The sequence below is a fragment of the Haloferax sp. YSSS75 genome, from assembly GCF_046764215.1.
GTDB lineage: Archaea > Halobacteriota > Halobacteria > Halobacteriales > Haloferacaceae > Haloferax.
In genome coordinates, this window is record NZ_CP177206.1 from 113,590 (window position 1) to 126,404 (window position 12,815).

Sequence of the window (12,815 nt, forward strand, 5' to 3'; positions counted from 1 at the left end):
AATGACGAACTACGGCTTAGTAATCGACCAGGAGCGGTGTATTGGCTGTCACGCCTGCGCCATCTCCTGTAAGCAAGAGAACAACGTCCCGCTGGGACAGTTCTGGAACCGCGTCCTGACGGAGGGCGGCGATAAGATGGACACGCCATCCGGCGGCTACCCCGAAGACGGCGGCAGCGGGTCGCTCGATATGCAGTACCAGCCGACGGCGTGTCAGCACTGTGAGAACGCACCCTGTGTGAAGGTCTGTCCGGTCAACGCAACCTACACCCGCGACGACGGTATCGTCGAAATCGACTACGAGAAGTGTATCGGGTGTCGCTACTGTATGGCGGCGTGTCCGTACAACGCGCGGGTGTTCAACTGGGACGAACCGCAGCACATGCCCGAACAGGGAACTGGCGACGTCCCCGCCCGCCCGAAGGGTGTCGTCGAGAAGTGTACGTTCTGTAGCCACCGCGTCGACGAAGGACTCGACCCGGCCTGTGTCGTGAACTGTCCGGCCGACGCCCGTATCTTCGGTGACCTGGACGACGAGGCCAGCACCGTCTCGAAGTACATCAACCAGTACGAGACTCACCAACTGCTCGAAGACCGGGGGACGAAGCCGAAGACGTACTACATCAGCGGCAAGATGAGTCCCGGTCGGCCACAGACCTCGGACAAACTCGAGAGCGAACTCGACGACATCGATGTCTGGTCCGACGGCACCGACGACGTGCCCGCCGACTCGGGCGGTGGAGGCGGGACCGGTTCGTCGACTGGCGGTATCCACTCGGTCGACGACGACGCAGTCGGCGATGCGGTGCCGCACGTTCCCGCCGTGGACGCGGGAGGTGACGACTGATGACGACGAAAGAACACGCTGGCCGGGTCGTCGTCCCCTCGTTCAACGCGAAAGGGAAGGCGTGGATTGGACTGCTCGCCGTGCTCATGGCCATCGGCGTGGCCGCGTGGGTCTACCAGCTAACCACGGGCCTCGCCGCTACGGGGATGCGAAACGTGTTCTCGTGGGGGCTGTACATCATGATGTTCGTGCTGTTCGTCGGTCTCTCGGCGGGTGGCCTCATCATCTCGAGTGCGCCGAAGTTCTTCCACTCACACCGGTACGAAGGGTTCGCCCGACTCGGCGTCCTCGTGAGTCTCGCGTGTATCACCGTCGCGGGACTCCTCATCCTGCCGGACATCGGTCGGCCCGAGCGACTCTACCAGTTCTTCACCTCGCCCGACTTCCGGTCGCCGATGGTGTGGGACTTCGCAATCGTCCTCATGTACGGGGCGTTGAACGTCTGGTACCTGTGGCTCTTGACCCGCCGTGACCTGGCGGCGCGTGGGTCGCGACTCGCCTTCGGTGTCAAAGACAGCAACGCAGGCCGTGAGCGTGACCGCACGCTCATGTTCTGGACCGCCGCAGTCGCACTGCCGACGGCAGTCGCACTCCACTCGGTGACGGGTTGGATATTCGCGACCCAGATTGGCCGTGGCAGCTGGTTCAGTCCGCTCGTCGCACCGGTCTTCATCGCGAAGGCACTCGTCTCCGGCCTCGGGTTACTCCTCGTCGTGGCCGTGCTCGCAGACCGGTTGACCGACTACCGGGTGGACCGTGAGGAACTCACGAGTCTCGGGAAGATACTCGGTATCTTCCTCGCGTTCCACGTCGTCTACCTGCTCGCAGCAGAGCGCCTCCCACACGCGTGGGCAGACCACTTCGGCTTCTGGGACATCACCACCAGCTTCCTCATCGGTGACACGGCCTACTTCTGGCTGTGGACTATCGTCGGCGGGGCCATCCCGCTCGGCCTGCTGGTGATTCCCTCGCTGCGAAAGCGGGTTTCGGTCATCTTCGTCGCGAGTCTGCTCGCGGTGTTCGGGACGATGTTCGAGGGGATTCGGCTGGTGTTCACGGGGTACGAACTCGCCAACATCGACGCGGCACCGGGTATCTCGCTCGGTGGCACGTACTCCGGCATCACGACCGACATCTGGGCGACGGCGGGCTCTTACACCCCGACCCTCGTCGAGGTGGCGATTACGCTCGGTATCGTCGCGTTCGGTGCGCTCGTCGTCACGCTCGGACTGAAGTACATCCCGATACAGGACGTCGACCAACGACAACCGTACGCAGCAGACGGCGGTGAACAGGACCACCCATGACTGGACGACTCACACCCGACACCGACGGCGGACAGTCTTCCGACCGGAACGTCGACGCCGACGCGGACCGGTCGGGTGTCGCGGCGACCTACGGGGTCCTCGCCGCGTGTTGGCGAGAGCCGACAGAGCAACTGGCCGAGGCGGCCACCGCCGGTGACCTGCGGTCGGTCGTCGGTGATATCGGTTCGGTGGAGTTCGGCGACCTGCGTGCCGAATACACTCGCCTGTTTATCGGGCCGGCGGGACCACCGTGTCCGCCTTACGAGAGCGTCTACCGCGACGGCGACGCTCCCGGCGAGTTCGGCCCGGTCAACGGCCCGGCGACGATGGCCGTCCGCCGCTGGTACGTGGAGTTCGGGGTCCGCCCCGCAGAGGGTCACTCGGACCTGCCGGACCACATCGCGACGGAACTGGAGTTCGCGGCCTACCTCGCGGAGCAGGGACTGGACGAACGACTCGACCAGTTCCTCGACGAACACCTCCGGGTCTGGGCCGACGAGTTCCTCACCGGCGTCGAAGACGAGACGCGCGACGCGTTCTACGCGTCACTGGCGGCGACGACTCGTGAGGTGATACGAGCGTAGGCCACGCTCGTCTTCGACCCATCGGGACCGCATCACAGACCCCCTCCGGTATCCGTCCGCTATGAACCTCAACGAACGCTACGTGTTCGAAATCACGTACGATGTCCGCGACGACTGCCGCGAGGAGTACGAAACGTGGCTCTCCGGGACGACGATAGCGTGGCTCTCCAGCGAGACGCTCTGTGGCTTCCACAGCGAACAGAGCGTAGCCCCCGACAGTTCCGAGGTGAGACTCCTCCTCGAATTCGACACGCTGGGGGCGTGGCTGGCCTTCGTCAACACGACGTCACACCAAGAACGCCTCCTGCGACTCAGGGGCCTGACTGACGAACTCCACGCGCACCTGTGGGAGCCGACGGCTGTCTTGCTCACGCCGACAGCCGATGGTCGCCTCGTATCGTAATCCAGCCGTCGAGGTAGGATTCCGTCCACTCGGACGGTTCCTCGTGTGCCACCGCACGCCTCTTTTTAGAACTCAGTGGTCGAACTGCCGCTTGCGATGGGCTACGTCCCGTGTGCGTCGGCGTCGCCCCGCAGGGCCGCCACCGACCGCTGGAATTTCTGCCGGAGGTACCGATAGACGGGAAACAGGTAGTCTTCGAGGCGTTCGGGGAATCCCTGTGCGCTCGCGTAGACGAGGACCGGAACTCCGGCTTCTCGTGCCTGTTCGACGACTCGGTCCGGCGTGCTTCCAAACACCCAGCGCCGGAGACGGCGGTCACGAGAGGCACCGATTAGCAGGATGCTATCGGCCTCGGCAGCCTTCGAGACGAGGCCGTCTGCGACGGAGTCGGCCGTCACGTTGTGTACCTCCACGGACTCGACGGTAGACAGCGCAGAGAGCGTCACACCCGGGTCTTCGCCCGACCCACCGCCACCGGTCGGTGTGACGTTGACGAGGTGGACCGACGTTCCGCTCCCACCCAGACTGTCGGCGATGTCGAGGAGCGCGCGCTGGTGAGGGCCGCCGCCGACTCCAATCGTGAGCGTGCGCAGGTCGAGCGCCGACGCGCCGCCAGTGGCGTACACCACGTCACACGGTGCGTTGAACTCGACTGTCTCCGTGATTTCGGGGCGCTCTTCTGGGTAGCCCATGACCAAGAGGTCCGCCGCCGATTCGCGTGCGGTCTGGAGCACGTCGAACGAGACGTCCCGACAGAGGTGTCCTTCGACGGTGTAGTCGGCGTCGACACCAGCGTCTTCGAGCAGTCGTTCGATTCGGTCGACTCGTGCGGCGGCGGTGTCTCTGACGAGTTCGTTCGGTGTCTGGTCGGGGAGTTCGGTGACGGTGAGGACGTGAATCTCTGCCTCCCCGGCGTGTGACGCCGCGAGCGCCGCCGCGAGACGCACGTGCCGCGCTGCGCTCTCGGGTCGGGCGATGGGGACGAGAATCCGGTACGTTTCGGTGTCGGCCGCCTCCGACGGTTCTGTCGCTTCGGTCTGACCGCCCGACGCTGCCCGTGCTCTCGGTGGGACGACCCGTTCGACGAGTTCGTCGACGTCCGGCGCACCACCCCAGACAAGGTAGGCGACGAGAAGGCCGACAGTGAGGAGGAGGCCGGTTATCACGCCATCGACCGGCAGGTTGTAGATGAGCGCCACGTTTGCGAGCACGCCGATGACGGGCACGGCGGGGACGCCCGGGACTCTGAACCCGCGTTTCAGGTCGGGGAACCGGCGGCGGGAGTAGACGAGGGCGACGTTGACGACGGCCAGCGGCAAGAGCAGATTCAGCGTGGCGAACCCAGTGAGTGCCGTCAGGCCGAGGTTGATTCCGCCGAGTGCCGCGCCCTCCGCGGGAAACATGGCGATGAACGCGACGATGAGCGCGACGATGACGCCCGTCGCGGTCATGACGCTCCAGAACGGCGTGCCGAACTCACGGTGAATGCGAGAGAAGCGACGCGGTGCCTGCCCCTGACGCCCCATGAGCGACCCGATGCTGGAGGCGGCGAGGATGGAGGCGTTCGACGCGGAGACCATCGAGAAGATTGCACCGGCGACGATGAGACTCCGACCGACCGGGCCGAGGAAGGACGCCGCGACGCGACCCATCGCCGTCTCGCCCTCTTGTGCGATAATCTCGGCCGGAATCGGAGAGTTGACCATCGCCACGATGACGAAGGCGTACAGCACGGTGACGGTCACGATACTCGCGCCGATAGCCAGCGGCACCGTCCGCTGGGGTTCGATTATCTCACCGGCGCTCGCCGCGATAGCGGAGAACCCGAAGAACGTGATGAACGCCAGCGCAGAGACGGTGAGGATGTTGACGGGTTCGGCCTGGAACCCTGTGGCGAACGTTCCGACTGCCGCGGCGGGCCCTTTGAACGCGAACGCGCCACCGATGAACGCGAACAACACCGCGACTTTCGCCCCGGTGACGAGCAGTTGGAACGTCCCCGACTCTTCGGTCCCACGCGCGTTGAGGACGCCGAGGAGGACGGCGGTGACGACTGCTGTCGTCCCGTGTGGGAGGAAGTGAAGCGATTCGGGGAGGACGAACCGGAAGAACCACTCGTCCATCGTCGCCAGATAGAACGCCGTCGTCCCGGTGTAGCCGAGAAACAGTGACGCCCCGATTCCGTACGTGAGCAGGTCGCTGTCCTCGAACGTCCGTGAACAGAACAGATAGCCACCCCCGTTTTCCGAGTATATCGACGCGAACTCGGAGTACGCCGCGGCGGTGACGCCAGCGATGACCGCCGCGATGACGAACGCGATGACCGCACTGGACCCGACTTCGGCGACTGCCGTCCCGGACAACGAGAAGATGCCCGCCGCAATCATCGTCCCGAGGCCGATTGCGAAGGCGATTTTGAAGTCGAGGGTGCGGGTGTGTTCGACCATCCTTTCAGGCCTCCCAGTCGCGTACAGGCATGCTACTGGGCAGGCTACTCGTGGGGAGAGTAAATATCGACCGGCGCATCGTGGTCACTCGGTAGAAAGCGTCAGCGAGTGTTCTCGAACCGCACCACAGCTTGGGCACTCGTGGTAGTAGTGGACTTCCTGACCGTTCGTCTCGCTCTCCCAACTTCCCGATTCGTCTTCGAACCCACACTCCGTACAGACGAGTTCTTCGTGGTCGTAGTACGATTTGAGACGCTCCATCGGTGACCGAGACGTGTCTTGCGCCATATCTGGACCGTTGCCACCAATCAGAAAAAATACTTCTGGTTCTTTTTCTCAATACGAATTTGAAGGGACGATATATTTTTGGAACGGAAATAATGCAGAGGTCACTTCCGAGACCCGATGGTGACGCGTCGGACTGCGCAACGCACTTGCCGTGACCGAAACTACAGGATAGTATGGGCTATCGGATCGACGAAATCGACCGGCTGATTCTGTATCATCTCACTGCCGACGCCCGAAATACGTCTGCTCCGAAGATTGCAGAAGAAGTCGACGTGACGCCGGCGACGATTCGCAATCGCATCCGCCAACTCGAAGACAACGGTATCATCCGCGGGTATCACGCGTCTATCGACTACGAGGCCACCGACGGGAAGATGACCACGGAGTTCACCTGTACCGCCCCCGTGAGCGAACGGTCGAGACTCGCGAACGAGGCGCTGGCTACCCACGGCGTCGTCAACGTCCGGGAGTTACTGGCTGGACAGGAGAACCTCGTCGTCACCGCCGTCGGCGACGATAGCACCGATATCAATCGTATCGCACACGAACTGTCGTCACTCGGGTTGGTCATCGAACGCGAAGACATCCTCCTGAACGAGGTGACGCGACCCTACCAGTCGTTCGCTCCCGGCGAGGACAATCCGCAGTCGGCCATCAGAGACTTTCAGAGCGTGGCCGGTGGGGCCGAAGTCGTCGAACTCACCGTCTCGGAGGACGCCGAAATCACAGGCTACACGCTCGCAGACGCGACGACGGACGGGTTGCTCCCGGAGGAAGTGCTCGTGGTCAGTATCGAACGCGGCGACGACAACATCACCCCGAAAGGGAGCACGCGTATCGAAGCAGGCGACATCGTCTCTATCTTCTCTCCCGAGGCGTTGCCCGAGCAGTTGTTGCAGGCGTTCGACGAACGGGCGTCGAGTGGGGAGTCGGCGTAGAAGTGGGGCCGCCCGGATTGTGAACCAAGCCGAGACCTCACTCCGTTCGGTCTCGTCGGGTTCAAATCCGTGTTTCGTCCACACACTGCGGATTTGTCGTCCCTCGCACACGCTACGCGGTGCTCGTAGGTAAAATCCGCATAGAAGTGGGACCGCCCGGATTTGAACCGGGGTCACGGGCACCCAAGGCCCGAAGTATACCAGGCTAACCCACGGTCCCGCATATACTTCTCTTCCCGTCTCACTGTAAAGGGTTTCGTTCCGCGTCGTCAGGTGAGGGGGAAGAAGTACGCCACTCCGAGAGTGGTCACGATACCGAGCACCAGTTGCAGTGGCCCGCCGACGCGCATGTAGTCCGTGAACTTGTAGCCGCCGGGACCGTAGACGAACAGGTTGGTCTGATAGCCGACGGGCGTCATGAACGCCGTCGACGCCGCGAACATGACCGCGAGGACGAACGAGACGGGGGTCGCACCCAGCGTCGTCGCCGCCTCGATGGCGACGGGTATCATGAGGACGACGCTCGCGTTGTTCGAGATGACGTTCGTCAACAGCGCCGTCACGAAGTAGAAGACGCCGAGGACGGCCAGAAGCGGGAGGAACTCGCCACTCATGACCACCATCTCGGCGAGGAGTTCGGCCGCACCCGAGTTCTCCATCGCGATACCGAGTGGGATGACGCCCGCGAGCAGGAAGATGACGTCCCACTGGACGGCGTCGTACAGTTCGGTCGGTCGGAGACACTTCGTCGCCACCATCGCGAGCGACCCGAGCAACGCCGAGACGACGATGGGGATGAAATCGAGCGCCGCCAGCGCGACGACGCCCGCGACGATGCCGACGGCGACGGGAATCTTCGACTCACGGAAGTCGTGGCGCTCGATTTCCTGTGCGACGATGAAGTCTCGATTGGTGTCGAGGCGCTCGATACTCCCCGTCGTCGCTTGGACGAGTAGCGTGTCACCGACGCGGAGCGGGAGGTTGTCCATCCGGCGACGGATGAGTTCGCCACCACGCCGGAGGGCGAGCACGGACCCGTCGTATCGCTGGCGGAAACTCGCCGTCGCGAGCGACTCGCCGACGAGCGACGACCCCGGTGCGATGACCACTTCGACGAGGTTCTGTCCCTCGCCCGCGATTTCGAGTTCGTCTTCGGTGACCGAGACCGGAACGAGGTCCAGTCCTTCGACGTCAAGCAAGTCGACGAGGGTGTTGCGGTCGGTTCTGAGGGTGAACACGTCGCCGGCCTGTATCTCCTTCGGGCCGAGCGGTTCGAGGAAGACGCTGTCGCCACGAATCAGTTGCAGGATGTCCACGTCGAACTCCGTCTCCACGAGCGCACTCTGGACCTGTTGGCCGACGAGTGGCGAGTCGTCTCGGACGACCACTTCGGTCAGGTACTCGGCCATCTGGAACTCTTCGGTCAGGTCGAGTCGCGGTTCGATGCGTGCGGGCGTGAGGCGGCGGCCAATCGTCAGCAGATAGACTGTTCCGACGGCCATGACGACAGCCCCGAGCGCGGTGAACTCGAACATCGAGAAGGGCGCCTCGCCGGTGATGCGCGAGTAGACGTCGCTGGCGAGGATGTTGGTCGAGGTACCGATGAGCGTCAGCATCCCACCGAACATCGACGCGTACGACAGCGGCAACAGGAGTTTCGATGGCGACGTCTTCCCGCGTTCTGCGAGGTCGGTCACCATCGGCAACAGGATGGCGACGGCCGCCGTGTTGTTGATGAACCCGGAGATGGGGCCGACGAGGCCGACAGTCGCGCTCAGTTGTTTCAACTCGCTGTCGCCGGTGAGTGCCGAAATCTTCGCGCCGAGAATCTGGATGACGCCGGTTCGCTGGACGCCTTCGCTCAGGATGAACATCGCGAGCACCGTCAACGTCGCCGTGTTGGCGAATCCAGAGAGGGCGTCACCGGGATACGACTCGAAGAGGATAATCGGTGTCCCGAGCAGTCCCGCCCCGACGAGTGCCTCGGAGGCGGGTTGAATCAGCATCAACGTCACCATGATGCCGATTGCCGTCACGTCCACCGGAACCGGCTCTGTCGCAAAGAACAGTAACGCGACGAGGATGACGGCAAAGACGACGAAGATGGCCGGCGTTATCGCTACCACGCACTCACCGACGCGCTGGCACCCGAAAAGCGTGCGGGATGCGGAACGTCTCTTCGACCAGACTGGTCGGTGTCACCCCCGTCGTTACCGCCCTTCCTCGGCGAGTTCGAGGTCGGCGACGATTTCGTAGGGTGTCAGGCCCTTCCGGATACCGTCGAGGATGCGGAACGCTTCGTTCGGTGAGAGGAACTGTCTCGTCACGGCGAGGCCCAGTGGGGTGGGGTCGAGGCCGTCGATAAAGCCCCATTCGAGGAGTTTACCGACTGCGTGGGTGGTCGGCACTTCGCCGAGCATCCGGTCGTTGAGCGACTTCGCCTTCTTGCCGGCGACGACGATGTTCGCCAGCGTCTCTTCGACGGCGGACGACTCGTCGTAGACCGTTCTGACCTCCTCCATCTCGCCTTTCAGGAGTTTGAACGCGACTTCGTCTTCGGTCATCTCCATCGAGTTGTGGTAGGCGGCGTCGGGTTCGACGAGCAGGTAGACGGTCCCTCTGTCGTGGTAGTCGGGTCGGCCGGCACGGCCGAGCATCTGGCTGAACTCCTGGACTGAGAGCCACTCGATACCCATCGCCAGCGTGTCGAAGATGACCTGTGACGCCGGGAAGTCGACACCGGCGGCGAGTGCGGCGGTGGTGACGACGGCGGCGAGGTCCTGATTGGCGAACTGGCGTTCGACGCGCTTGCGTCGCTTGTAATCTAACCCCGCGTGGTAGGGGGCAGCGTTGTACTCCAGTTTGCGGGAGATCTCGTGACAGCGCCGTCGCGAGTTGGTGAAGATGATGGTCTGTCCACGGTACCCCTTCGAGGATTTCGTGTCGAACGCCCGCTTGACGAGGCGGTTCTCGATGCGAGGTTTCTCTTGGCCCTTCGCGAAGGTGACGTGTCGCTCGATGGGGACCGGTCGGTCCTCGTACTCGATGAGTTTCGCCTTCAGGGCCTGCCCCAACCACTTCGGGTTGCCGACAGTCGCAGAGAGGTACACCCACTGCGCACCTCCATAGTCGCCGCGGCCTTTGGCCCGGTTCTCGCAGTAATATTTCAGCCGGGAAATCATGCCGTCGAGGCGGTGGCCTCGCTCTTCTTCTTTCAGCGTGTGCACCTCGTCGATGACGACGGTGCCGATGTCGCCGAGGTCCTTGCCCGTCCGGAGTGCGTGGTCGATACCCTCGTAGGTGCCGACGATGACGTCCGCGTTCGGGTCGAAGCGGTTGCCGTCGTCGTTGATTCGACTCGCACCCACGCGGATGGTGACCTTCCCGAGGTGGCCGTATCGCTCCTTGAAGTCCTCGTGTTTCTGGTTGGCGAGTGCGACCAGCGGGACGAGAAAGAGCATCTTCCCCTTGCCCTTCAGCATGCGGTCGATGCCGGCGAGTTCGCCGATGAGCGTCTTTCCCGTCGCGGTGGCGCTGACGACCAGTTGGTCGTCGCCGTCGAGGACGCCGTTCCGCACGGCCAGACTCTGCACTGGAAGTAACGTCTCGAAGCGGTCTGTCAGCATCGACTTCAGGTTCGGATGGACGTCTAAGTCGGCGGTATCGACCAGGTCGACGTCTTCTGTCGTCGCGCTGATGGTGTCGAACTTCGTCAGGTCGGGGTCCAGTTCGCCCTGCAGGAGGTTCGTGATGCGAGTCAGGTCCTGCGTCTCGTAGAGGAGTTCTTCGAGACGGTCCTGTGCCGCCCTCGTCAGGCCGCCGGCGAACGAGAGTTCCTGTTCGAGTTCGCGAACGGCGCAGTCGCGGCAGACGTACTCGTGTTCGGCTTTGATGGCCGTCTCGTCGGTAATCGGCGAGTAGCGGCCGTTGGCAGAACACCGGCGACAGGTTCGGACGACCAGTGCCTCCAGTTGATAGCCGTCGAGCATCGATTTGAGTTCCTCGCGGCCGTGGCTGGAGGTCTGTTGGGAGATACGAATACGAGACGCAGACCGGGCGAGTTCGACGAACTGACTCGGGTCTCGCGGCATCTCTTCGCCCTTTCGGATGACGAGAAATCGGAGCGGGCGGGGGCCCGCGTTCGTCTCTTTGAGTTCGAGTTTTCCGCGGAGCACCCGCTTTCCATCCCGCTGGACGACGACCAGATAGTCGTCGTCCATCTGGTGGAGAAAGAGCGTGTCGACGCGGGTGACCTGTTTAGACACGATGCCTGCTACGGCCACGTGGTATTTCAGGGATTCGCCTGCGTCTCGTGGAGACGAATCGGCGTCGGCACCGACGGCCTACTCACTCGTCGTCGAGGACCTGAATCGTGTCGTCGCCGTTCGGGACGGCACAGAGGAACGACCCCTCACTGTCGGCGTCGTTTCGGTACCAGTGGGCGACGCCGGCGGGGATGAAAAGCGAGTCACCCGCTTCGACTTCGTACTCCTCGCCGTCGATGCCGACGACGTACCGACCCGAGAGGACGTGCTGTTCGTGTTCGACTTCGTTCGTGTGTTTCGGCACCGACGCACCGGGTTCGAGGACGAACCGGCGGATAGCGAAGTTCGGCGCGCCGTCGTCGTCGGAGATGAGGACGCCTTTCGACATCCCGTCTGCGGCACCGACCGTCTCGTAGTCGATGTCGTCGCCGCGTTTTATAACCGGATTCGTGTGGGAATCACTCATATCACACCGTCCATCGCCGGCCTGCGTAAGCCTTCCCCCGGTTCCGGTGGCCGACGACTTAAGCCCCCTGCGTGACTAGTACCGGTATGCGAGGCATCCGCGTCGGTAGCGTCTTCGGCATCCCGATTAGGCTGGACCTCACGTTCCTCCTCATTCTCCCGCTGTTCGCGTGGCTCATCGGGTCTGACATCGGCAACCTCTCTCTCCTCATCAACAACCTCTTTGGGGCGTCTATCGACGGCGTCGCACTCTCCGACGGGTCGCTCCAGTGGATTCTCGGGAGTGCGGCCGCCATCGGCCTGTTCGGCGGCGTCCTCCTCCACGAGTTCGGCCACTCGCTCGTTGCCATGCGATACGGCTACGAGATAGAGTCGATTACGCTGTGGCTCTTCGGCGGTGTCGCGCGTTTCAAAGAGATTCCAGAGGACTGGAAACAGGAGTTCACCATCGCCGTCGCCGGCCCACTCGTCTCTGTCGCCATCGGCATCGTCGCCTACGCCGGCTTTATCGCACTCCCCGAATCTGCGGCCCCACTGAAGTTCGTCACCGGCTATCTCGCGCTGATGAACATCTCGCTGGCCGTGTTCAACATGCTCCCCGGATTCCCGATGGACGGTGGCCGAGTGCTCCGCGCACTCCTCGCCCGCAACCGTCCGCACGCGAAAGCGACGCAGATGGCCGCCGAAGTCGGGAAGGTGTTCGCGTTCTTGCTGGGCATCTTCGGCCTGTTCTTCAACCTCTTCTTGGTCGCGCTGGCCTTCTTCATCTACATGGGCGCGTCCGGTGAGGCCCAACAGACCGTGCTCAAAGCGACGTTCCAGGACGTCGTCGTCAACGACATCATGACCACCCGAGAGAACCTCGACGTCGTCGACAAGAAGACGAGCGTCACGGAACTCCTCGAACGGATGTTCGTCGAACGCCACACCGGCTATCCGGTCCTTCAGAACGGCCAACTCGTCGGGATGGTGACGCTCGACGACGCCCGAGGTGTCAGAGAAGTCGAACGCGACGCCTATCTCGTCGAAGACATCATGAGCGACGAACTCGCGACTATCGACCCCTCGGCGGACGCGATGGAAGCTATCGCCCTCATGCAGGAACGCAGTGTCGGCCGACTTCCGGTCGTCGACGAGACGGGCGAGTTCGTCGGCCTCGTCTCGCGGTCGGACCTCGTAACCGCCTTCAACATCATCCGCAGTCGTGGCTCACTCGACGCGATGCCACGCAGTGAGGCGGGTCTGCCGCAACTCCGCTAACTCCTCTCGAT

Annotated in this window: 11 protein-coding genes and 1 tRNA gene; 6 read left to right on the plus strand and 6 right to left on the minus strand. The window is 63.1% G+C overall.

Annotated elements, in window-relative coordinates; translation table 11 throughout:
• Nucleotide 1 precedes the first annotated feature (1 nt).
• The 4 genes from ACK3R5_RS00655 (at nucleotide 2) to ACK3R5_RS00670 (ending at nucleotide 3,141) form a co-directional block, all read left to right on the plus strand.
• On the plus strand, nucleotides 2-847 hold the full coding sequence (locus tag ACK3R5_RS00655; protein ID WP_411965161.1) for a 4Fe-4S dicluster domain-containing protein: 846 nt from the start codon (nucleotides 2-4) through the stop codon (nucleotides 845-847).
• Nucleotides 847-2,154 (plus strand): NrfD/PsrC family molybdoenzyme membrane anchor subunit, encoded by a 1,308-nt coding sequence (gene nrfD, locus ACK3R5_RS00660; protein WP_411965162.1) that lies wholly within the window; start codon nucleotides 847-849, stop codon nucleotides 2,152-2,154. The genes ACK3R5_RS00655 and nrfD overlap by 1 nt, the downstream gene beginning before the upstream one ends.
• Nucleotides 2,151-2,738, plus strand: coding sequence for a molecular chaperone (locus ACK3R5_RS00665; protein ID WP_411967740.1), 588 nt, complete (start codon nucleotides 2,151-2,153; stop codon nucleotides 2,736-2,738). The genes nrfD and ACK3R5_RS00665 overlap by 4 nt, the downstream gene beginning before the upstream one ends.
• A 61-nt stretch (nucleotides 2,739-2,799) precedes the next feature.
• Nucleotides 2,800-3,141 carry a hypothetical protein gene (locus tag ACK3R5_RS00670; RefSeq protein WP_411965164.1) on the plus strand — a complete coding sequence of 114 codons (342 nt, stop codon included), beginning with the start codon at nucleotides 2,800-2,802 and terminating at the stop codon, nucleotides 3,139-3,141.
• 101 nt (nucleotides 3,142-3,242) lie between these two features.
• Here ACK3R5_RS00670 and ACK3R5_RS00675 read toward each other — a convergent pair whose 3' ends face one another.
• Both ACK3R5_RS00675 and ACK3R5_RS00680 read right to left on the minus strand, forming a co-directional pair.
• Nucleotides 3,243-5,588, minus strand: coding sequence for an amino acid permease (locus ACK3R5_RS00675; RefSeq protein ID WP_411967741.1), 2,346 nt, complete (start codon nucleotides 5,586-5,588; stop codon nucleotides 3,243-3,245).
• Nucleotides 5,589-5,672: 84 nt separating this feature from the next.
• Nucleotides 5,673-5,876, minus strand: a complete 204-nt coding sequence (locus tag ACK3R5_RS00680) for an HVO_0649 family zinc finger protein (RefSeq protein ID WP_411965166.1) — start codon at nucleotides 5,874-5,876, stop codon at nucleotides 5,673-5,675.
• 173 nt (nucleotides 5,877-6,049) lie between these two features.
• Between ACK3R5_RS00680 and ACK3R5_RS00685 the strand changes: the two genes are divergently transcribed.
• Nucleotides 6,050-6,814 carry a winged helix-turn-helix transcriptional regulator gene (locus tag ACK3R5_RS00685; RefSeq protein WP_411967742.1) on the plus strand — a complete coding sequence of 255 codons (765 nt, stop codon included), beginning with the start codon at nucleotides 6,050-6,052 and terminating at the stop codon, nucleotides 6,812-6,814.
• A gap of 147 nt (nucleotides 6,815-6,961) precedes the next feature.
• On the opposite strand, the gene ACK3R5_RS00690 is transcribed toward ACK3R5_RS00685, so the two are convergent.
• From ACK3R5_RS00690 to ACK3R5_RS00705, 4 genes are all read right to left on the minus strand, one after another.
• Nucleotides 6,962-7,034: transfer RNA gene (locus ACK3R5_RS00690), tRNA-Pro, on the minus strand.
• A gap of 49 nt (nucleotides 7,035-7,083) precedes the next feature.
• On the minus strand, nucleotides 7,084-8,940 hold the full coding sequence (locus ACK3R5_RS00695; protein WP_411967743.1) for an SLC13 family permease: 1,857 nt from the start codon (nucleotides 8,938-8,940) through the stop codon (nucleotides 7,084-7,086).
• Between the two features lie 84 nt (nucleotides 8,941-9,024).
• On the minus strand, nucleotides 9,025-11,079 hold the full coding sequence (locus ACK3R5_RS00700) for a DEAD/DEAH box helicase (protein ID WP_411967744.1): 2,055 nt from the start codon (nucleotides 11,077-11,079) through the stop codon (nucleotides 9,025-9,027).
• An 82-nt stretch (nucleotides 11,080-11,161) separates the two neighbouring features.
• On the minus strand, nucleotides 11,162-11,545 hold the full coding sequence (locus tag ACK3R5_RS00705) for a cupin domain-containing protein (RefSeq protein ID WP_411967745.1): 384 nt from the start codon (nucleotides 11,543-11,545) through the stop codon (nucleotides 11,162-11,164).
• Nucleotides 11,546-11,631: 86 nt separating this feature from the next.
• On the opposite strand from ACK3R5_RS00705, the gene ACK3R5_RS00710 reads away from it, so the two are divergent.
• Nucleotides 11,632-12,804 carry a CBS domain-containing protein gene (locus ACK3R5_RS00710; protein WP_411965172.1) on the plus strand — a complete coding sequence of 391 codons (1,173 nt, stop codon included), beginning with the start codon at nucleotides 11,632-11,634 and terminating at the stop codon, nucleotides 12,802-12,804.
• Nucleotides 12,805-12,815: the final 11 nt, after the last annotated feature.